The following is a 24,423-nucleotide window of genomic DNA, read 5'->3' as shown; positions in this document are numbered from 1 at the left end:
ATAATTAAACCTGTAATTAAGATTTAGAAATCCTTAACTTCATCCCAGGTTTAATTCCGCTACCACTAATGTCATTCCAGGTTTTAAGATTTTCTACTGTGATGCCTTTTAGTTTTTGTGAAATGCTCCATAAAGTATCTCCTGATTTTACAGTATACGTTTTAGCATTTGCAGGAATTGGTTTTGACGAAGCTACTTTAGTTTTTTTCGGTTTGCCCACAAATGGTTTTCGTGGATATATCGTTAAACGCTGACCAATTCTAAGGTTATTGCTTCGTAATCCATTCCATTTTTTAATCTGGCTTACTCTTACACCATATCTTCTGGCGATTTTACCTAAAAAATCACCGCTTCGCACTCGATAACGAATACGATCATTGGCTTCAAAATATTTAGGAAGTGGTTTTTCTCGTTTATCTAATTCTGCCTTAGCAATTGCATACAACTGATCTTCATTAGCTACAAAGGTTCCAACTTTATCAAGAGGTAAACGCAACACATAATCTTCATCCTTAATATGCGGAATAATGTCTAACTTATATGATGGATTAAGAAATTGTAATTCTTCGACATCTACATTTATATATTCTGAAACCTGATCCAGAGTGATCATTTGCTTCACTTTTATAGTATCTGTTTCGAAATAAGCAAATTGTGGTTTAGCGGGTTTAAGGTTATGCTTATCAGCATACTCAAAAATATACATTGTCGCCAAAAATGCAGGAAGATACCCAGCAGTTTCCCTAGGCAGATTTCGTCTTATATTCCAGTAATTGGTATATCCTCCACTACGACGAATCGCTTTGGTTACATTACCTGGACCTGAATTATAGGATGCCAAGGCTAAATCCCAGTCTCCAAACATTCCATATAGCTTTGCTAAATATTTACAGGCCGCCTTTGTTGCCATTATTGGATCCATTCGTTCATCTACATAAGAACTTACTTCTAGTCCATACATTTTTCCGGTTCCATACATAAATTGCCATAATCCGGTAGCTCCTACTCTGGATTTTGCACGAGGTTTTAATGCTGATTCTACTATGGCGAGATATTTAATCTCTAAAGGAATGTTTTGATTGTCAAGCTCTTGCTCAAATAATGGAAAATAAAAGTGACTCAGCCCTATTAATCTTTCCAGATGCTCGTGACGATTTTTTAAATAGTTTTTGATAACACTTTCCAGCGATGGATTGTATTCTACATTAAATGGAGTTCTGGTATTTAGCTCTGCTAATCTAGCTTTGAGCGTATCTGTAGGAAGGTCAACAAACTCTACAGGTTCATATTCTAGCTCTGTTACTGATTTATATATAGTGTCAAATAATGTTAAACTATATAATTCTTGTCTCCAGATAGAATCCAATGCTGACATCTTTGGATGATCTTTGGCTTTGTATACCGTGCTATCTTTTACGCTAGTAGTAGTTACTGTTGCTGTTTGAAATTCATTGCCAATGGTATTAATAACCTTAGTGGTATCTACTACCTGAATCGTTTCTTCAGTTATTCCTGCATTTGTTTGCAATACAATATTTTTGGAAATCTTCTTTTCTGATCGAACCTTAGCAGGGATTGTATCCTGTGCTTGTAGAAAAGTAATAGCAAATAAAAAACTAAGAAATAGCAAGGAATGCTTGTTCATCTTAACAAATCAATTTAATTCAACTAGGGGTTATTTCTGGAGCAATACAGCAATATTAATAACATATTATAAACATCACTTTTGCGAAAATCGTATATTTTTTCTAAAATCCAAAGAATCAAGGCGTTAAAAACCTAAAAAAATCAGCCCAATGGACTGATTTTTAGTGTTTTTGCTATTTAACACGTGTTTTCCTTCTATTTCTCTGCTAATTAACTCTTTACCTCATCACCTTTTCTAGTCAACGCAAAATAAATTACATAAATCCAACTAAGAATTCCTGCTAGTATCGCCCAAAGAATAGATTTGTTGCGCTCCCAGCTTGTAATAGCAGCAATTACAGAACCCAAACCAATACCGGTTCTATATACTTCTGTTCCTAAAATTTCAACAGAAGGGTCATAAGCATTTGCAGTTATGCTACAAAAACATGCTATTACAATAAAAATTGGTTTTACTCTTATTAATCTAAGCTTCAATTGCCGCAATTCCTGGTAATGTTTTTCCTTCCAGACTTTCTAGCATCGCTCCTCCTCCAGTAGATACATAACTTACTTTTTCTCCAAAACCAAACTGTTTCACAGCTGCAACAGAATCTCCGCCACCAACTAGTGAGAAGGCTCCTTTTTCAGTAGCTTCAGCAATAGAATGTCCTAAAGCGATCGTTCCTCCTGCAAAACTTTCCATTTCGAAAACCCCTAGAGGACCATTCCAAAGGATAGTTTTTGACTTCAGAATTACTTCATGAAAGTTTTTCAATGTTTCAGGACCGGCATCTAATCCTTGCCAACCATTAGGAATCATAGTAACATCCATCACCTCTGTATTGGCATTGTTATCAAAGGCATCTGCTCCTAACACATCAACCGGAAGATGTATTTCTACACCTTTTTCGGCAGCTTTCTTCAGAATTTCTAAAGCCAATTCTTGCTTATCATCTTCGCAAATAGAATCTCCTATCTGACCACCTTGTGCTTTAATAAATGTATATGTCATTCCACCACCAATGATTAGGTGATCTACTTTATCCAAAATGTTTTCGATAATTGTAATTTTAGAAGATACTTTTGATCCTCCTAAAACAGCTGTTATCGGTTTTTCGCCACTGCTTAACACTTTATCGATACTTTCGATTTCTTTGGCCAACAAACTTCCGAAGCATTTATGCTCAGGAAAAAATTGTGCTATAATTGTCGTAGAAGCATGTGCTCTATGTGCTGTCCCAAAAGCGTCATTTACATAAATATCACCAAGCTTAGACAATTGTTCTGCAAAATCTTTATCTCCTGCAGTTTCATTAGGATGAAATCTTAAATTCTCTAACAACAAAACTTCTCCTGGGTTAAGAGCCGCAACAGCATCTTCTGCCTCTTGTCCTACACAATTAGCAACATATTTTACCTGTACACCCAGAACTTCTGAAGCTTTATCTACGATGTGTCTTAACGAAAATTCATCCTGTACACCTTTTGGTCTTCCTAAATGAGACATCAATACGGCACTTCCTCCATCTTCCAGTACTTTAATAATAGTAGGCTTGGCAGCTTGTATTCTAGTGTCGTCTGTAACTTCAAAGTTCTCATTTAACGGAACATTAAAATCTACTCTTATTAATGCTTTTTTATTTTCAAAATTAAAATCGTTAATCGTCTTCACGGGTATAGATGTTTTTATAGTTGTTATACAGTTGATTTTTTGCTTTAAGCAACGCAAAGTACTTAAAAATTAGGCGAAAAGAATAGCTCACTATCACTTTTGTCAATATTTAAGAAAAAGCAGCTTTTCACTGTAAAAATCATATCTGATTTTGAATATTAATCAACTATATTTGCTTATGCTTTTCTCAGAAATATTAGGGCTTAAACATATTAAAAGTTACCTAACCACCAGTGCAGAACGTGGTCGTATTCCTCATGCACAACTTTTTGTAGGCCCTAATGGAAGTGGAACATTGCCTATGGCAATAGCCTATGCTCAATATATTTTATGTCAAAATGTAGAAAGTGAAAACACTGGTGGCAACCAGGCTTGTAATATAAAATTTGACCATCTGGCACATCCTGACCTTCATTTTGCTTATCCTGTTGCTACTAATGACAAGGTGAAAAAACACCCAACCTCTGATCATTTTGCAGAAGAGTGGAGAACTTTTATCAAAGAAAATCCTTACGGAAGTATTTTTGACTGGTACCTATCCTTGGGCATCGAAAAAAAACAAGGGCAGATTGGAGTAGATGAGGCACTGGATATTGTAAAAAAGCTTTCGCTGAAAAGTTATGAAGGTGGGTACAAAGTCATGTTGATCTGGATGGCGGATAAAATGAATATTGCAGCTTCTAACAAATTGCTGAAACTTATTGAAGAACCGCCTGAGAAAACTATTTTTTTACTAATTGCTGAAGATGAAGAGCAATTGATACAAACCATTCGTTCCAGATGCCAGGTCTTACATTTTCCACCACTAGGAGAACAGGTTATTAAAGAGGCTCTCCTGAAAACAGAAAACATTACTGATAATGAGGCACAGAAAGTCGCTCATCAGGCAAATGGCGATTATAGTAAAGCTTTACATCTATTACACCACGATGGAGGAGATGATCAATTTGAAGATTGGTTTATACAATGGGTGCGAACTGCATTTAGGGCCAAAGGAAATAAATCTGCTATAAATGATCTGATTGTATGGAGTGAGTCTATTGCAGGCTCCGGAAGGGAAACTCAGAAAAGATTTCTGAACTATTGTCTTGATTTTTTCAGACAAGCAATGTTATTAAATTATGGTGCCCAAGATCTGGTATTTCTAGAGCCAAATACTTCTGGTTTTAAACTCGAAAAATTTGCTCCTTTTATCCACGGTGCCAATATTATGGATATTAGTGCCGAACTACAGAATGCCATTTATCACATCGAGCGTAATGGTAATGCCAAAATTGTGCTTACTGATCTCTCTATCAAACTCACGCGATTACTTCATAAGAAAAGTAGTTAGTGGGTGGTTGTTAGAAGTTAGTTCTGAATGTCTATAAATTGCATTTTTGTCAATTATATTTGAAAAACAACTTTTAACCCTATTACTCTATGGATAATTTTATGACTCATATTGTCTCGATAACCATTTTACTATTTCTATTGATTACTTTTTTACAATCCGGAATTGATAAGATTGTAGATTGGAAAGGAAACCTGGGATGGCTAAAAGAACACTTTTCTAAGACTTTTTTAGGCAACATGGTGCCATTGCTGCTCTCTACCATTTTAGTCATAGAAATCATTACAGCAGTGCTCTGCGTAATGGCAATCTATCATCTTATTGCGGATAATGATACTGTTTTTGCTATTTGGGCGATGTTTTTAGCATGTGTTGCCCTATTGATGTTATTGTTTGGTCAACGAGTGGCTAAGGATTATCAAGGTGCTTTAACAATTACCTGTTACTTTGTGGTCGCTATCTTTGGGTTGTATGTAGTTACTGCCTAACTTAAGATTACAATAAAAAGAGTGCCTAAAAATTAAGGCACTCTTTTATTAAATATTTTAAAAAAATTAATATGTACATCCACACTTACTCTGTCTACATCCAAAGTCAAATCCTAGAGTGATCATATGTGATCCGGCTGCGGTACTGGGTTCAAAAACCTCATTGACATTGATTTGATACCCATACGCTACATAAAAATTCGCTTTCTTGATACCTATCATTGGCGATACTGAAAGAGGTTTAAAATCTTGATCTACTAGAGAACGAAGGCTAACACCAGCCCAGTAGTAGTCCTGACGATGTAATTTACGTACCTTAAGGTTTAAATCTGCAGTAGATCTCCCGTCGCCAGCAAAGTTTTGGTATAACATTGTAGGTTCTATCTCAATATCACTAAATCTATGATAGAAAGTATACCCTGTATACACATAATAGTTTTGAATCGTTGAAGGCTCCGAAACAGGGTTAAAACCATCTACCTGTTTTTGCAATAAATTAACCGCATTGGCACTAATAAAAAACCTTCCTAATCGATATAACATGGCTATGTCAAAGTTAGAGTTGTTAACTCTTACATTAGGTAATCCCGGGTTTATAGGATTGTCAGGGTTTCCGTTATTAAACTCCACAGCATCTATACCAAATGAAGTAAACCTATAACTAATACCAAAAGATAAATATTGATTATTGTACTCATTTAAGGTTAAGTGGTGTGCAAACGATAATTGTACTCCCTTCTGAGAAGTAAATCCATTCTCATCATTGAACAATATTGCACCTACACCTGATCTGTCAGAAATTCTTCCATCTATAGATAAGGATTGAGTACCTGGTGAATCCGCAATGTTAACCCACTGCTCAAATCCTGATCCCCTTATCTGCCAACAATCTCCTATCCCGGCATATGCCGGAGATACTAAATAAGGGTTATCTGCAATGTACTGGTTCTGGACAGGGTTAAAAAACTCCTGAGCCATAGCAACACAACTCGCAAATAAACTAACTATTATAATATACTTTTTCATGTGTTTATATTATTCTTTTAGGGGGCACATGGAACCTTGGATAATCAATAACATTGTTTTTTATCTTTTATCTATATCCTTCAGTTTCATATATCATTAATTTATAGATCAGCGATCTTTTTAGTAGGTTAAAATTTAGTTGTCTATTTATAAACGCTTATCCATCTCTTTTCATATAATTTACATTCTATATAACGTAAAGTGTCCTGTAAACTCTCTATTGTCAATATCATTAAGGATAACCGTATACCAGTAATCACCCGACGGAAGCATACTTCCTTGGTAAATACCACTCCATCCTTTTTGATCTCCCTGGAATTCTTTTAACAATCGGCCATAGCGATCAAATACTTTTACTTCTATATTCTCAAAGAAGAATGGATCACTATCATTAGGCGAAATCTGTCTTGGATACCAATATCTATCATCTTCTTCAGTCGTCGGATCATCTCTATCCGGAGTAAAGTAATTAGGAATACGGATATTGATATATGTCAATAACTGAGTGCCTATAATTTCACAATTACTAGCGCTGCTATCTACTACTCGTATGATGTAGTTTCCAGTTTGGCGAATGGTAAATATATTAGAGGTCAATTCTCTTTCGACTCCTTCATCCTCAAAAGTAACATAGTACGTATATGGAGGAATACCTCCACTTACTTCTATCATATACTCATTAGGATCCTGAGGGTTATTTGTCATTGTAGCAACTGGTACCGTCAATGGCATATATTCTTCAATAATAATTGTACCCACTAGTTCAATACAACCTCCGCTATGTTCCATTGTTCCTTCATATTCTCCTGGTGTAACTTCGAATATACCATTGTTGTTTAATGAAATTGCAGGATCTGGTGTTCCATTAATTCCAGTAAGCATATATTCTATATCCGTCGTAACTGAATTAGGCCCTAAAACAAAGTCTACAAAATATCGAGGACCTTGCGTCATTACAGGATTCTCAGGATCCGTGTAATCCCACTCAGGACATTCTAACCTAGGATTAAGGTCTGCATTAAGCATTACTCCTTCTGGAATAAATACCGGAAGTTCAAATGTACAATCATTAGTATCTCTAACATAAATTGTTGTTATACCTCCCGGAAGACCAGTATATGTTAATTGATCCTGAACAAAATCACCATCAACATTAGTAATGCTAGTAAAATATGGTGCTATACCTCCTGTTATCGCAATCGTAACTGCTCCATCACTATCTCCAAAACACGTCTCTGGTGTAATTGCTCCGTCAACATTAGCCGTCAATTGAGTTGGTTCTCCAATAGTTACATCATATACTTGAGGACAACCTTCAGAGTCCTGGGCAAATACCTGATAATTTCCTGGAGCTAACATCGTAAACGTATGCTGATTAGGATCATCATCAGAATCATCGTTGAAGAATTGATCAGGATCCGTGCTGATTGCAAAAGAATACGGTGGTGTACCTCCTTGTGCAAATACAATGATCTGTCCATTATCCTCACCAAAACAAAGTACATCTGTTGCATCCGGAGGAATATTCAAGAATTCAGGTGGATTAATAATATCAAAGTCCTCCTGATCGATACAGTTACGATCCGTTCTTACTGTATATGTATAGTTTCCTGGTGGCAAGTCTCTAAACTCACTTGTTGATTGTGGAGGCCACGTTTGACCCGTTGTATTATTAACTAAGTCGAATACATAGTCTCCAATACCACCGCTTACCGTAGCATCAATGATTCCTGTTTCCTCATTAAAACAGTTAATGTTTGCAAAACGCTCATCAAGTACAATAACTATCGGATTAATTGGTATTACAGGTACTGGACCAGCTAACTGAGATCTACATCCATTGTTATCTTCAACAAAGAACAAGTATTCTCCCGCAGTAAGACCTATAAATGTACCGCTTCCTCCGTTTGGCACTTCGTTTCCGTTTTGATCCACATAATAGTACTGTGTTATTGTACCATCACTAGTACCACTAATGGTAACATTTATGGTGTCTAATCCACATTCAACTTCAGTAACAGTATCAATACTCACCGTAACTTCATTAGGTTCATCTATTGTTGCGGTAGTAGTTGCACTACAATTTAAGTTATCAGAAACCGTAACCGTATATGTACCTGGGCCAAGGTTGTTAAATTCACCAATATCCTGAGGGCCACTTGTTGTAGTTCCATCAGGGAATGTTAATGTGTATAAATAAGTACCCGGTCCTTGACCTCCATTAGCAGTGATTGAAATAGAACCATTAGTATCTCCAAAACAAGTAACACTGCTATCCGGAATAGGATCAACAAGGATAGGGTTAGGAGCATTAATAGTTATCGTAGCATCATCCGTACAGCCATTAGCATCAACAGCTGTAACAGTATATGTTCCATTAGGTAAATTCTCAAAAAGACCCGTTGTATTGGCTGGTTGTGCAGCTGGAGCTATAGTATACGTTACTACACCTTGTTCACCAGTAGTAAATGCCTGGAATGAACCATCTGATCCAGGAACACAAGATTCCTGAGTATTAATAGGTGATATCTGTACATCAATTGGAGCTGCAGGACCTATAATGTTAACCACATTAGACAATTCTGTACACAAAGGATCAGCTGTTTCGGTCACACCAACAATATAAGTTCCCTGAGCTAAGGTTATCGGTAATGTAAATACAAATGGGTCAGTGGTAGCGTTACCATTACCCAGAGCTCCTGGAACCGCAGTAACACCATCTTCTTCATATACCTGGAAATCGAATGTTCCGGTATATCCAGTAATGGTTATACTAATTTCTCCATCAGCATCTCCTAAACAAGTTTCAGGAGTTTGTTGTACAGCTGCTACCTCAATAAAGTCAAATTCATCGATCTCGTGAGTAACTTCGATCGTACACATTGTAATCTCATCTGTGATTCTGAACGTATAAATACCCAATGGTCTTGGTAGCGTAAAGTTTGCAGTATTCGTTCCTGCAGGTGTATTAACAGGTGCTGGAGGATTAATAACATTTCCTGAGTTATCAACCATCTCAAATAAGAAATCTCCTGAACCTCCCTGGACCGATACCTGTACTTCTTCATCTACAGCACAAGTAATATCCGTTACCACCGCAACTGCAGGGTTTGTCATTATCGGGAATGGGTTTACAGTTTCTGTAATGGTAGGTGTTGGATCTAAAGCACAACCCTTGCTATCAGTAACTGTAATCACATAATCACCTTCTTCATCAGCTAAAATTTCATATTGAACACCATCAGCTGGATTACCATTGGCATCTGCAACATCTATATCAGTTACCGTATTTCCAGAAGGTGTAACATAAGAAACGCTATATGGAGGTGTTCCATTTTCTATTGTAAGAGTAATAACAGGGAATATCGAGCTATTATCAGAAGTGTCACAACTATATGCACTTTGCGAAGGAACAACAGTTACTTGTGTTGCATTCGGCACATTAACAGTTGCCTGACCAGAACATAATCTATCTGATGTCACAACCACCACGTAATCACCTGTTGGAACTCCTATAAACACAGGGTTATCTATCTGATCTACACCTACTTGAGCTCCAAAAGTTACTGCTGGAGGAACTGCTGTATTTACAAATAACTGATATGTATATGGTGCATCATCATCGGTTGTAGGATCTAGTGTTGCAGTAACCGTTCCATCACTAGCGCCAACACAAGATACTACGGTTCCAGTTGCAGAAACGATTGGATCTAGTGGAACATCCGGTGGTGTTACTCCAATAGTGATAGAACAAGGAGTTGTAATCGTTGGATCATTTATATCTGTTATTGTAATTGTGTAATTACCCGGTGATATATTATTAAATATATTACTGCCTACACCTGTCTGGATCACATTGAATGGGGAACCAGTACTATCTGTTCCATCTAATTCAAAAGTAAAATTAGTTGGGTTTGTATTAAAATCTGTACCTCCATTAACTGTTACTGTTATAGTACCATCAAAATCTCTACACGTAGGATCTGCAGTAAAATCAGCACTAGCTGTTAACTGTGGGAAAATAGTAACCGACTGAGAGTTAGAAGGACAATTGTTTTCGTCATATGCAGTCACAGTGTATGTTCCTGGAGTTGATACTGTAATTTCAGTAGAAGTCAATGTTAAATTAGCATCTTCTATAGTACCACTATCCAATTGGAAACGTAAAGCTCCTGTACCGGGTGGTGATGCTATATTACTCGTTCCCGTAGCTGTAATTACATAACTACCATCGTGTGTACATACATCATCTACTGTTAATGGCGCTAGCACAGGATTTTCCGTTACAAATACAGTTTCTGTTAGTGATGCCGGATTTGATGTACAACTATTAGCGTCAGTTACTGTAATCGTATAGGTAATACCGGCTATCGAACCAGGTAATGAGAAATCACCTGTATTATTTGTAAATACCGGATTTGTTCCATCATCAGCAGTAAACGTATATGGTGGAGTACCTCCATTAGCTTCAACTATAACCCTACCATCTGATGTACAGAATCCATTATCATTGGATACTGGAGCTAGAGTTAATTCTTCTGGCTCCGCTATAAATACTGTATTAGAATCATCATCACAATTTGTAGCCAGATCCACAACATTTACCTGAATATTACCACTTTCCAAACCAGAGATAGTTATTGTTCCAGAAGAAGTGTTTTCTGGAATAGGTCCTGTCACGGTACCCGTCGTGGTATTTGTTACTGTATACTCATATGCTCCTGTAATACCAGTAACATCAAGAGTTATAGACCCTGTGTCATCATCAAAACACTGAATAGCTGGTGGTACAACCGCTATAGATGCTTCTATAGTATCATATGGCGCTATAGTGTAAGTAGGAGTTAAAATGGAACATCCAGTACCATTATCTGTTACTCTAAATTGATAACTAGTTCCTACCACACCAGGAAGTGAGAAAGTAGCACTAGTTGTAGTAGCTCCTCCAGAAGGTACATTATTATCTGCTGGTACAGCTCCGCTTACTTCTTCAAAATTGAAATCTCCTAATCCACCTGTTACGGTAACAGTTACTTCCTGTATATTAGTCGTACATGTAATTGGTGCTCCCACATTGATAACCGCATCTGTCATTATTGGGAACGCAGGGATATTATATGGTGCCAAAGTATTTGGACAGTTATTAGCATCATAAACAGTAAACGTATAATTACCAGCTTCATTCGCAATAATTTGAACACCTACTGTAGTACCGTCTGTATCCAGAGTGGCAGGATCTATCGGCCCAACAGTATTTCCAGAAGGATCTGTATATTCAATTCTATATGGTGTTCCTGCTCCATCTCTAAAATTATCTAAAGTAATTACCGGCAAGTTAACAGTGTCACCAGTACATCCGTAGTCTGTATTCGAAATATCTACTATTGGAACTGTTGGGTTTACTAAAGTAACTGCTTCCTGATCTTCACAACCTAACCTTGATCTTACAATCACTAGGTATTCACCAGCCGTTGGGTATGGTGCTGGCTGCGCATCAAATGACAATCCAGTAAATAACGGGTTATCTACTTGGGTAGCAATCAATACTCCCTGAGTGCCCCCATTGTTTTCATATAATTCATACGTATAAGGATCAAAACCATTAGTAGCTGCTGTAATACTTACCAAGATCTCTCCATCACTCGCTCCAATACAAGATATTTCTTCTACAGAAGTTGAGATAATCGGATCTACCAGAGCAGCTCTTGAGAAGGTGTCTGAAGCAGTACAAGTAGATACCGGGTTGGTATCTGTTACTGTAACTTCATAATCTCCCGTTGGCACATTAGCGAATACATAAATATTTGGTGCAGTAAATGTAGGTGCTATTCCAGTAGGTGTTCCTGTTCCGTCTAATAGAACTACAGTCCAGTTGGCTGAGTTATTAGATCCTCCAGTAACCGTTGCTGTAACGGTACCACTATTACTATTAAAACACGTTGGATCTGTAGAGAAATCAGCATCCACTATTAACTCAGGATGAATAATAACTGCATCAGTCACAGGACATCCGTTTTGATCTCTTACTGTAATTGTGTATTGATCAACACTTGGTCCGGATACTGTATATGTATATTCATATTCATTAGGGTTTCCGGTTGGTGTTCCATTTACAAATATCGGAGCATCTGCCGTACCGGTATCGCCATCGTCGATACCAAATTCTAATTGACTTTGTCCTGTTGCAGTAACAGTAAACTCAAAACTACCATCAAACACACAAGGATCAACTACCGCAGAAATATTATCGATAGTTGGGTCAGGAGTTACGGATGCAGTTAAATCAAACGGACCAATAACACATCCATTAGCATCTCTGATATAAAGATCCCAATTTAGATTAACATTTTGATCAAGGATAACTACGTTACTATTGGAATAAGCTCCCGAATTTGGAAATGTATCTTCTACTACAACAAATTCATACGGTGCAGTTCCTCCAGAAACTGAAACTACGCCCTGAGAAAGCGCATTACAATTTCCATCTATAATATTAGTTCCATCATAAGATAATGGTGTAGCAGATTCTTCAATAGTAAATGGTATAGATGCATTACAAGGGTCTGCTAAAACTCCTGAGGTTTCAATTACTCTAAATAAATAGTCTCCAGGTCCAAAAGTACTAATATTACCCGTTGCAGTTCCAGCCAATACAACTGTCTGAGGGTTTGCATTGGTAAATGTCAATCCACCACTAAGATCAGTAGTTAAGTCATTAGTTCTATAAACCTCATAAGTCAACTCTGTACCTTGATATCCTGTAATTGTATAATCAATAGATCCATCCGCAGCACCATTACAGGTTACATTGTTTTCTACTAATGCGATATTAATAGTTGATGGGTTCGTTGGTGGAGGTAATGTTGCTATATCAGAACAATCATTATTTCCTCTATCTCTTATTTCAAAAACTAAAGGACTATCAAATGGAAGACCTGTAATCACATGTGTTGTTGGTCCAGGGTTTAACGGAAGGTACGGTTCAGTACCACCTGGAGTAAATTCTCTAATTTCAAACGGACCTACACCTCCAGAAACATTAATAGTAGCAGTTACTCCATCAATACAATTTCCGGTTGCTGTCGCATTAATCGTAAAACTGGCAATATTGGCAATAGAACGAGGAAAATCATAAATACATCCGCTATTATCCTGAACACGAACTATATAATCTCCAAAAGCCAAACCTGAAAAGGTTATAAAATCATTCGCTGTTGCTAATGTAGGATTAGGAGCTGTAGTTGTAGATGCTAATGTATTATCTGGATTTAATAATGTATAAATGTATGGAGGAGTTCCTCCAGTTATTCCTGTAAATTCAATTTGTCCAAGAGTGTTTCCTGTAGCATCACAACCTATATTTGTGATAGTCTCTGCTCCAATAACAACATTTGCTGGTTGTGAAACAATAATACTAAAAGTATCAGTACATCCTTTAGCATCTCTTACAGTATAATTATATGTTCCTGCTATCAAGTTTCCGTAGGTAGTTTGATTACTGAACCCTAATCCATTAAAATCGATCTCGTAAGGACCCGTTCCAATAGTTGTATCAACAGTTATCTCTACTGATCCATCCGATTGCCCAAAACATGTGACATCATCAGCTGTTGCACTAGCAACCGGATCTGGAGCAGGTGTTACCGTAATATCAGCTGAAATAGCCTCACAACCTTCTGTATCTCTAACTCTGAATTGGTATGTTCCTGCAGTGTCAACATTATATATAGGACCAGCTCCCCAAGAAGCAGGAATCGTCACAAAGTTAGGAACACCAGTAGAGCCATCTAAATCAACAGTAACAACTTCTCCTCCATTTCCACCTGTAGTAACAACCTGAATTTGTGCATCCGGTGAAGCGGTACAATCTAAATCTTTTAATAAACTTGCCGCTATGGTAAGTTGTGGCTGAATCGTTTCGTTTATTGTAAAATCACAGCCATTGGCATCAGTAATTACAATTGTATACGCTCCAGGTGTCAATCCACCTGCTGTAAATGTTGAACCTACTATTGCAATACTTGAACCTCCATTAACCGTATAAGTGTAAGGAGCAGTGCCCGTATTTACAGTTATATCTAAGCTTGCCTGATTCGTTGGGTCAAAACAGCGATCAGATGTCCCTTCTACTGTAGCAGTAACAGGTGTTGGATCAGTTACTATAGCAGTGGTGCTAGCTGTACAACTTTCAGAATCAGTAATATTAATTGTGTAAGTATCTGCGGTTCCCACAGAAAACACATTACTAGTCTGTGGTCCTGCAACAGTGGTTCCTCCACTATTAACAAGTTCATATTGGTATCCACCATTTCCACCTGTTGCGGTAACAGTAATAGTAGCATTTTGTACACAAGTCAGTGCCGGATCCACCAGGGCACTTGCACTAAGAACTATAGGTTCTGTTATAATAACCGTTTCTGTAGCAGAACAATTGTTGGCTATAGTTCCATTAGCATCTGTGACTGTAATAGTGTAAGTACCAGGAGCAAGTCCTGTTACCGTTAATGGATCTGCAGGAAATGTTCCTGTCGCAACCACTGTTGTCGCTGGAGATGGTCCCTCAACTTCAAAAGTAAAATTCGGGAATGTAGTCGTATCTACCGTAAAACTTAATTCACCATCGTTGGCACCGTTACAGGTTACTGCTTGTGATTGTGTAGCGCTTGTGATTGCTATTTCATCTAAAACAGGCTGATTAAAGTCCACAAAATTAGTACACTGAGTATCACTTCTTCTTGCAGTCACCCTATATGTTACTCCATTAGTAAAGGTGTAATTTACCGCTATATCAAATCCTGTTGACCCTGTATTGGTTGCAGGATCCGGAGTTACATCAAACTCATAAATCACTGGTGCCGTTACAGCAGGAGACGCAGAAAGTGTAACTTCAGTCGTTTGTGCTGAACAATCCTGATCACCTGGAGTAACTGTTACGGAATCCACTTCTAATAAAGGGTCGATTGTTATTGGGAAAGTCTGTACACAATCATCTGTTGCTTGATTTCTTATAGATAAAGTATACGAACCATCTGTTGCAAAATCAATTGTAAACGGCAGTGTCGTTACCGAAGTAAAGGTAGTTCCATCCAAACTCCATTCATAAGTGCCTGATCCGCCAGTAATAGCTGTTACTTGCGCCTGAGCATCCGGAGTTGCTGTACAATTTAATATTCTAAAGTCTTCGTCAATAGTCGCTACTATTGGATCGGGATTGGTTAAAATAATATCACTAATTGTAAATATACAAGGTGGTGCTGCACCAGAACCATCAGTTATAACCACTGTATGAGTTCCTACTGCTACATTAGTAAATGTTACTGTGGTGTCTCCTGTAGAACCAATTGTAGTTGTTCCATCCAATACATAAGTAAATGGTCCTTGTCCTGCTGTAACGTTAACTGTTATTGTTCCTGTTTCGTTAGGACAAGCAGGATTTGTAAAGGTGTGATTTGCATCTAATGCATCATATGTCGTTACTGTTACTGGATTAGAAAATGCAGTACATCCTTGATCATCTTCTACCAAAATAATATAATCTCCAGGTGTTAATACTGGATCAGAATAAGGAGAAGTACCAATATTCGACTGTACTAACGTGTTCGGTGTTCCTGGTGTATAAAGATCAAATCTTACATAATTTAAACTTCCACCAGCAGCGGTATAAGAAATAATAGCATCACCGTTACAGTCAATATCTTTATCCAGTGCTGCAGTTATAGTAAGTTCAGGATTGATAGTAAAGGTTTCAGTACCTGTAATACATTGTGTGTTTGTATTTCTTACAAATACTGTGTATGTTCCTGGTGCTAAATTGTCAATTTCGAAAGTATCATCATTTGGAGCCGGCAAGAAAGTCACCGCAACCGGAGTTTCTGGTCCTGTACCTCTATCTAAAATATACTCAAATGGTCCTAATGGAGGGTTTATCCCTGGTGTAATTGTAATCCATTGGCTTGCCTGATCTATTCCATCAAAACATGGGTCTCCACCCGTTGCCAAAGCAATAGTAGGTGAAGCAAACTGATCAACAACTTCTGTATTATTAACCTCACAAGCAGTTGTAGGATCACTTCCATCTCTTACAAAAATAGTATAAGTGTCTACTGCTAATCCTGTAAATACATTATTAGTGTTTGGATAATCAACGATTACCGTTCCTCCACTACTCACTATTCTGTATTGATAATTCCCTCTTCCTCCTATAGCCGTTACCGTTATAGTTCCTGTATCAGCTCCACAATCAGAACTTTCTGATGTTGTAGTGAATGATAATGGATCAGCTGGCTCTGTTATTGTTACCGTAGCAGAATCTGTACAATTGGCCGAAGATGGAGTTAAACTTGTGTCTGTAACCTCTATCGTATAAGTTCCTGCAACTAAAGGCACAGCTGGACTTTGAATTACAACAGGTGTGGTACTTGATGTTCCACTTGTAACCACACCATTGCCAGGTGCTGGACCTCTAACTGTATAATCAAATGTTGTACTATTAGCAACACTGAAAGAAAATGCTCCATTATTATCTCCAACACAAACTATAGGGCTTGTTTCTGTTGCACTTGTAATCTGAATCTGTGGTATTGTGTTTTCAGTAAAATCTTCACTATAACTACACTGGTTATCAGTATTCGTTGCAGTAAAAGTATAAACAATTCCTCGAGTTAAGCGAAATACACCGGTGTTCGAGTTACCAGACACTGGTGCCGGAGTTACACTGTACGTATATGTTGGACCAGCTGGTAATGCAGTCGCAGTCACATTAAATGTTTGGGCCGAGCAATTTGAATTTCCTGGAGTAGTAAAGGTAATATCAGTAACATCTATAAGATCTGGAACTGTAACATTAAAAGGAATTGCACAATCATCTGTGGCTTGATTTCTAATATAAACGGTATACGATCCGGCGGTACTCACCAGGATATCTGTTGGATCAGCAGTGATGTTAGTAAAGTTTACATTATCAAAACTCCATTCGTAAGTTCCGGATCCTGATGCAATATTTTCTATTCGGATTATAGCATCCTCACTACCAACAATACAGCTTAAAGGTCTTTCTAAGCCTACATCTGCGGTAATATCCGTAGGAGAAGTAATCGTAAATATACTCTGTCTTACAGGACAAATCTCTGCAGGTGTAGTACCAGGTGGTGTAGTGTTATTATGCAAAACACTAACTGCATAAGAATTACCGTCTGCTACTCCAGTAAATGTAATCGTTTGATTTATTGTTGGTCCAACTTGGTCCACTATAGTCCAAACCGTTGTGTCCCAGGTTGATTGATCTGCATTTCCACAATCAGGATCTGCGGAACAATCTAATAATTGATAGGTGTATGTTCTACCAGCAACTGTTGGAGAAACATCTACCTGAATTTGACCGCTGTCTCCTGGACAAGCTGGTTGAGTAACCGCAATATTATCAATTACTATAGGCTCATATGCTGTAATATTATCAATACTAACCTCTATAATACAAGCTGGTGTAGAGCCATCAAGAACATCTTGATCACTAACAAAAAATGTATATGTAGCTGTTGGGTCAGCGGGAGCAGGAATTTCGAAAATATTACTCAACTGAAAACTTCCTCCGCTATCGGCATATCTATAATTTCCTGAACCATTTAATACATTAATTTGTACTAAAGCTCCAGACTCACAAGTTTCGGGGGCAAGTAATACCACTTCTGCATCAAAAGCCGGTGGTGGATCAAGTGTAATAGATTCATTAAAAATACACTCTGGTGTTGGTCTGTTTGATATTACTTCTACCGAATATATTCCCGGAGGCAGATTATCTTGTGTATAATTTCCGTTATTGGCACTACTATTAGGAACGATAATAGGATTTGCAGCACCTAATGCAGGGCTGGAAATTGTATATTGATATTCAGGAGAACCTGCTGTAACAGCGATTCTTATACTACCAAAACCAGTACCATTATCGTCATTTATACAAGTGGCATTTTCACCGGTAACACTAAAAGTAGGAATAATTTCAGGTACATTAATAGTTGCTGTATATTCACATCCAGGGAAAGTGGTGTCTATAGCATATACTGTAACATCTCCTCCTGAACCTGGTGGAATTGCAAAAACACCCGTAGTATTATTATAAGGTCCGCCTTGTGTTAAACTGAATGCAAAATTTGTAGGAACATTGGTAACCGTAACGCTACCATCATTACCACACTCTATTGGATTCATATCTAACTCCGGCTGGTAATCATTTTTAAATACACTAAAATAGAAAGGAATAAAACACCCTCCTTCGAACTCTGCTAAAATTCTATAATCCCCAGCGACAGATACTGTAAAACTAGAAGTATCACCATTAGGTTCTTGAACCCAATTCGTGTCTGTACAATCTCCAGATAACAAGGAACAAGGATCGTTAGGGTCTGAAATACAAGATCCGCCAGGAGAAAGACGCTGCCACGAAATATTCTGTAAATTCACAAAATTAGTTTCTAAAAGCAATGTTTGATCACCACATAATAAAATCTGAGGTATTGGTAATCCACTACAATCTTCAGTCACTACTGTGGTACCGTTTACATAATCCAATACCGGGTTAGCAATATCTCTAAAATCTTCTACCACAAACTCTTCAGTAAGTGTCATACATGTTCCATCAGCAGGATTTGTGTCTTCTTTTACTACTACATATGTTCCTGTTTGTGGACTAGGCACATTAAATACATAAGGAGTGGAGTTTGTTGCTAATTCCTGAACTATAGGGGTTGTAATACCTGGACCTGTCCAAGTATATCTATCATATCCTTGTCCAGCAACCAAAGTAAGATTATTGTTACAAAAAGTTACTTCCTGAGAACAAGCTGGTACATTTACTAATATATTTGACGCTTCTCCATCTGTATTACCACAAACTCCTAGCTCATTACTACTTAATGTATTTGAAGTTGTTCCAGATCTAGCACCTGTATATACAGCTGTAGCAGAGTTTGTAATCACATCAGAACATGCGTCTCTTAATGCCTCGCAAGAGTTTACTAATTGTGCTCTAAAACGAATAAAAATAGGAGCATCATCATCACCCTCACCATCATTATCTGTTTCCACCAAACTTGATGGAATATTAAACACTAACGTTCCTGGTGTAGTTTCTGTGTATGTTACTCCTGGAGGTAAGGTTGCATCTACCACACCTAATAAATTGGTATTTGCAGGGAGTATATCTGTTATAACTACCGAATTGTTTACAAAATCTTCATTACCTACATTCTCTATCTCCAGATCATAAAATAACTCATCTCCTAACTCTACGTTTTGGTTTGTAATTTCAGTAGTTCCGTCAGTGTCAAAAACTCGTTTAATAATTCTAAGTTCTGGTTCAATAATAGTAACCGAAAAAGCGTTAAAAAACACACTATATCGATCTTGATCTGTTGACAGTCTAAAAGTAGCTGAGCTTTGATCATTTCCTATCAATAAATTTCCATCATTATTAAGATCGAATATATCCGCATCAAATCCCATTGTATTGGTAGAAGCCGGATTACGCGCTGTTATATGATTATGGTTAATAGAGATTGTACTGGCAAAAAAGTTATTGGTTGCGTTAACATCTGTGTTGTCGTTAGTACCTTCACCTAAAGGAACGAACGCATTTAAAGTATTCTGCACACTTAACGCATCTAATTCTAGACCTCTATCCCCTTCAAGACCTGCTGCTGCATATTTTACATCAATTGGCTGAGTCCCCGATAAAGTCGTAAATCCTGTATAATTAAAATCAACATCAGCACCCCCTGAAAAAATCTGAACATAACCATCGGAAGTACTTATAAACTTTGCACTTTCTTCCGGGTCTTCATAAATTGCTATTAGCATCCATCCCCCACAAGCACCATCTTCTCCCGGAGTATACCCTTGTGTAGCATTCATGTTTGCCACAGTATATGTTCCAAAGGGATTAGCGGCGTCTAATAAGCTCGTTACATCTTTATAACAAACATACTGTACCTCGTCATTAGCATTAACATTTGGATTACCTGTATTTGGGTCAATGTTAGTAGCAGTTCCTGCATATCCATCAAAAACTACTCCTCGAGTGCTTTCTGGTGTTATGTCGACATAAGCCCCTCCTGGAACTTTAAATTTTATACTTTGAAAATCCGCTGGTCCTACCTTTCTTGGATCATCAGCAGGTAAATTAAAAATCCAATCTGCACCTATGGTAGATATTGTTCCCAACACCACATTTGTTTGCGCTTGTAGTGCTGTAATTAAATTGCCTCCATTAATATCATCATTTCCTATGGAAACTGAAGGAATATTGATTGTAGTACCATTACCAGTAAGTCTAGGTAAAAGACCTGTATCACTTACTATAACTACTCCTACTGCTCCTGCTGCTTCTGCATTAACAACTTTTTCTCTTAGAGAACAACTTCCTCCTTCTTGTACTACTGCAATATTTCCAGAAAGAGCAGTACCGTTCGTAATGCCACAACCATTGGTCGGTTGTGCTACTACCAGATATGAAGAAACTGGACTAAACTCTAAATCAGAGTTGTCACTGCTAAATTCCGTTGCTCTTGTTCTATACATATCTGCAAGACTACCATTGTTAATTGTCAATGCAACATTAGTCTCATCGTCACTATCTACCGAACTAATTTCATCATCAGAAAAATTTCTAACCGCACCAGATCTTGCCATATAGTAGTTGGCTGACCAATATAATCCGGCATATACTAACTGACTACAAGCTTCTCTTGAAGGATCATCTAATCTTAAATCCGCTTCACTGGAACTAAAGGTAGTTGGATCGCTATCTACATCTATATATGCTGTGGTATAATCACCATTACTTACCTCGCCAAGTAACGTAAATGCAGTGTTGGGATCAAATGAGGTACTACCTCTTTGTTTTACTCCCACAATATCATTACCTGTCATCACCAGGTTTCCTCTTATATTATCTCTGGTTTCTCTTGCCTGAAAAGACTGTAATTCCTGAGCATATGTATTGCTTATGGTACCGGCAAATATTAAAAACATTACCAGCACAATTTTAAAGGGTGCTATTGTTTTCATAAGCTGCGTAGTTAGTGTTGTGTACTTAGTCATCCTAATTTTACTTTGGGGTGATGGTTATTGTATTTTTAGTATATACAACTCGCCATCATATGTGTTATTCACGTTAGAGAACAAGCTCTGCTTAGCATCATCCAGGTTATCGAATCGCTTCAGATAAACATAGATGTAATTATCTTTGGGGTTCCTGAAATATTGAGGCTCCAGTCCTTTTGATCTAAGCCTTTCCATTCCACGTTCAAAATAGTTTTCTCTTTTGAAAATACTTGTAATCAAGTAGTATCCATTTTGAATATTATGCCCTCCAATATAAGACAGCGTTTCTGATACTACAGTATCGTCTTTTACGGTATCTTTTATCAAACGGGTTTCTTGTAATAGTTTTTTATACGATGCTACTCTACTCTTCGCGATATGTAAAATCCACATATCACCATAGAATCTGTTATCTATATTATTCAGATATTTCTCCGCAGCTTCTTCTTTGTTATCATATTTCTCAATTGAAACATACTGAAATTGGTTTTCTGGGTTCAGAATAATTTCAGCATTGTTAAAGCCTAAATCTTTTAGACTATTAGCAAACTTATTTGCATATTCTCCACCTTTAAACACATTACCAATTAGGTAATATCCTTCTGGATAACCTGGTATAAATTTAGTAGCATATTGTGCTTCTGGCCTTGAAGCTTCGGCAAATTTGATAAATCTGTTTTTAGCCGAAAGTCTTTTAGAACTAGTAGGATCGTTATCATTTTTAGCATCAGTAGCATCATCGTTCATATTAACAAGTGATTCTAAAAGTTTGCTGAATTCACGTTTATCAACGTTTAGGCTAGTGGTCAATAGTGAATCTCTACGTGCAAATATCTTACTAGAAATTCGACTACTGTTATCTAACTCCTTCTGGATTTCTTCAAGTCCTTCTTCACCTCCTTGATCAGCGGCTGCAGCTGCTAATCTTGCGGCTTCAGCTTCTGCAGCTTGTCTTTGCTCTTCAGCTATACGAGCTGCTTCGGCCTCTTGTCTTTGTCTTTCTTCCTCAGCTAATCGTGCAGCCTCTGCTTCTGCAGCTAATCTTTGCTCTTCAGCTATACGAGCTGCTTCGGCCTCTTGTCTTTGTCTTTCTTCCTCAGCTAATCGTGCAGCCTCTGCTTCTGCGGCCAATCTTTGTTCTTCAGCTATACGAGCCGCTTCTGCCTCTTGTGCTAATCTTTGTTCTTCGGCTAAACGCGCAGCCTCTGCTTCCTTAGCCGCAATATCTGTTTCTATTTCAGATAATAAACTTTGTTTCTCTGTATCAGAAATAAATTGACTTGAACGTACTAATTCTCTTTGACTTCTTAACTGTTCAGCAGTTCCATTAGTAATTAAATTACGAGTAGCGTTTATTAACTCGTCTGATTTACGTTGATTCTCGGCTAATCGTGCCGCTTCAGCTTCTTCCGCTAACCTCTGTTCTTCAGCTAATCGCGCAGCTTCAGCTTCTTGTGCTAATCTTTGCTCTTCAGCTAATCGCGCAGCTTCGGCTTCTTGTGCTAACCTCTGTTCTTCGGCTAATCGCGCAGCTTCTGCTTCTTGTGCTAATCTTTGCTCTTCAGCTAATCGTGCCGCTTCAGCTTCTTCTGCTAACCTCTGTTCTTCAGCTAATCGTGCTGCTTCTGCTTCTGCAGCTTGTCTTTGCTCTTCAGCTAATCGTGCTGCTTCTGCTTCTTGTGCCAACCTTTGCTCTTCAGCAAGCCTTTTTTCTTCTTCCTCTTGCTGTCTAGCAGCTTCCGCTTCTCTGGCAGCTTCTTCGGCAGCTATTCTTGCTTCTTCTGCACTAGTATCCTCATTCATTTCCATCTCTAGCTTCTTCTGAGATGCTAGTCTTGCTTCTTCTTCTTTTTGTAGTGCTACTTCTCGTTCGAGTTTTTTCTGAGCAGCCATTTTAAGTTCCTGCTCATTCATTTCCATCTCTAGCTTCTTCTGAGCAGCTAATTTTTCTTCTTCTGCTTTTTTATTAAGGAGTTTAACTTCCTCTTCACGCTGCAATGCAAGACTCCTAGCCTGTCTAGCCTCTTCTTCTTTGGCTTCTTGGATTTGTTTTTCTAAACGACTAATAGATCTTTGAGCTTGAGTGGCAGAATCACCGCTTTTATTCTGTAACTCTCTAATAAGCCTATTTTGCTGTAAAATTTCTTTCTTCAATCTTCTAATCTCAGAATCTCTAGCCTCGTAAGATTTTTGTTGTGTTGATGTTTTTCTTCTTCCTCTTCTGGTTTTCTGTTCTGTAGCAAAATTATATGCAAGTGTTATTTCGTGGGTCGATCCAAAATTACTTGTGTCTCCAAGTCCCATTTCATAGTTATATCCTATGGATACTGTAGAGGTAACATTTCCTCCAACTCCAAGAGAAACACCATAAAAACTATTATATCCCGCCTGAGCCCAACCAAGTTTTGGCAAATCTAAAATGGCACTACCTCCGTATCTAAGTTGTGAATCTGAATTAGAATCTGAAATCATATTTGCATACCCCATTCCTCTGATGGTTTTGTCAGATCGTCTTCCTCCTATCGTAGTTGTATACATAACATGCCCATTAAAGGCTATATTATCGGTTTGTAATTCACTAGCGCTTAAATTATATGCTACAAGATTTACCACAGAAACACCAATATCAAAATCGGTGTAATTAAAATTAACTCCAGGAGTTAATTGAAAAGAAGAACTATTCTCGAAGTTTAGTAAAACAGGGTCGTCCACTTGCACTCCACTATTGAGAACCGTACTAGTGGCAGAGTCAATATTGGATTTTATTCCACTTTGAGAAAAACCAAGATTTATACCAAAAGTAAAATTCATATCATCATTAAGTTCCAGGTTATAAGCAAAGTTTGCTATACCTCCAAAATACCTATAGATTCCTTCATTCTGTTGGTGTAAACCGAGTGCTACTCCTATTTTTTCATCAAAATTTGAAGTATAATTTAATAGGTACGTTTGCGGGTTGTCATTAAATCCAGCCCATTGAATTTTATTGTATACGTTTATTGATTTTCTATTTTCTCGAACTAAAGAAAAGGTAGGGTTAAAATAGAATCGATTATATCTTATCAGGTTATGCGTTGGAATATCTGTTGGAAGTACTCCATAATTAGTATTTTCTTCCTGTCCCTTAACCAAGTTAAGTGATAAGCATATTATTAATAATAGTAATTTTCTGATCATAA

Annotated in this window: 8 protein-coding genes; 2 read left to right on the top strand and 6 right to left on the bottom strand. The window is 37.6% G+C overall.

The window, feature by feature from the left end:
• Positions 1 to 16: 16 nt before the first annotated feature.
• The 3 genes from J8M14_RS08290 to J8M14_RS08280 all read right to left on the bottom strand — a co-directional run bounded on the left by J8M14_RS08290 (position 17) and on the right by J8M14_RS08280 (position 3,301).
• Positions 17 to 1,645 (bottom strand): lytic transglycosylase domain-containing protein, encoded by a 1,629-nt coding sequence (locus tag J8M14_RS08290; RefSeq protein WP_211074123.1) that lies wholly within the window; start codon positions 1,643 to 1,645, stop codon positions 17 to 19.
• A 212-nt stretch (positions 1,646 to 1,857) separates the two neighbouring features.
• On the bottom strand, positions 1,858 to 2,124 hold the full coding sequence (locus J8M14_RS08285; RefSeq protein ID WP_247672585.1) for a hypothetical protein: 267 nt from the start codon (positions 2,122 to 2,124) through the stop codon (positions 1,858 to 1,860).
• On the bottom strand, positions 2,114 to 3,301 hold the full coding sequence (locus tag J8M14_RS08280) for a phosphoglycerate kinase (RefSeq protein WP_348772830.1): 1,188 nt from the start codon (positions 3,299 to 3,301) through the stop codon (positions 2,114 to 2,116). Before J8M14_RS08280 ends, J8M14_RS08285 begins: the two co-directional genes overlap by 11 nt.
• Positions 3,302 to 3,479: 178 nt before the next feature.
• Here J8M14_RS08280 and J8M14_RS08275 point away from each other — a divergent pair, with 178 nt between their 5' ends.
• Positions 3,480 to 4,634: a DNA polymerase III subunit gene (locus tag J8M14_RS08275; protein ID WP_211074122.1), complete on the top strand. Its 1,155-nt coding sequence runs from the start codon at positions 3,480 to 3,482 to the stop codon at positions 4,632 to 4,634.
• 89 nt (positions 4,635 to 4,723) lie between these two features.
• Positions 4,724 to 5,122, top strand: a complete 399-nt coding sequence (locus tag J8M14_RS08270) for a DoxX family protein (protein WP_211074121.1) — start codon at positions 4,724 to 4,726, stop codon at positions 5,120 to 5,122.
• A 66-nt stretch (positions 5,123 to 5,188) separates the two neighbouring features.
• Here J8M14_RS08270 and J8M14_RS08265 read toward each other — a convergent pair whose 3' ends face one another.
• From J8M14_RS08265 to J8M14_RS08255, 3 genes are all read right to left on the bottom strand, one after another.
• Entirely contained in the window at positions 5,189 to 6,148 is a 960-nt protein-coding gene (locus J8M14_RS08265; RefSeq protein ID WP_211074120.1) for a type IX secretion system membrane protein PorP/SprF, read from the bottom strand.
• A 180-nt stretch (positions 6,149 to 6,328) separates the two neighbouring features.
• Complete coding sequence (locus tag J8M14_RS08260) at positions 6,329 to 21,208, bottom strand: T9SS type B sorting domain-containing protein (protein ID WP_211074119.1); 14,880 nt, start codon at positions 21,206 to 21,208, stop codon at positions 6,329 to 6,331.
• Between the two features lie 57 nt (positions 21,209 to 21,265).
• Entirely contained in the window at positions 21,266 to 24,421 is a 3,156-nt protein-coding gene (locus J8M14_RS08255; protein WP_211074118.1) for a PorP/SprF family type IX secretion system membrane protein, read from the bottom strand.
• Positions 24,422 to 24,423 lie beyond the last annotated feature (2 nt).

It is taken from the genome of Aquimarina sp. MMG016 (assembly GCF_018100805.1).
Taxonomy (GTDB): Bacteria; Bacteroidota; Bacteroidia; order Flavobacteriales; family Flavobacteriaceae; genus Aquimarina.
Note: the sequence above shows the minus strand (reverse complement) of the source record. Positions and strands in the feature narration are given on the sequence as shown.

Excerpts from the sequence above, each read along its gene's own strand:
- J8M14_RS08290 (WP_211074123.1), bottom strand. The coding sequence starts at position 1,645 with ATGAACAAGCATTCCTTGCTATTTCTTAGTTTTTTATTTGCTATTACT.
- J8M14_RS08275 (WP_211074122.1), top strand. The coding sequence starts at position 3,480 with ATGCTTTTCTCAGAAATATTAGGGCTTAAACATATTAAAAGTTACCTA.
- J8M14_RS08270 (WP_211074121.1), top strand. The coding sequence starts at position 4,724 with ATGGATAATTTTATGACTCATATTGTCTCGATAACCATTTTACTATTT.
- J8M14_RS08265 (WP_211074120.1), bottom strand. The coding sequence starts at position 6,148 with ATGAAAAAGTATATTATAATAGTTAGTTTATTTGCGAGTTGTGTTGCT.
- J8M14_RS08260 (WP_211074119.1), bottom strand. The coding sequence starts at position 21,208 with ATGAAAACAATAGCACCCTTTAAAATTGTGCTGGTAATGTTTTTAATA.
- J8M14_RS08255 (WP_211074118.1), bottom strand. The coding sequence starts at position 24,421 with ATGATCAGAAAATTACTATTATTAATAATATGCTTATCACTTAACTTG.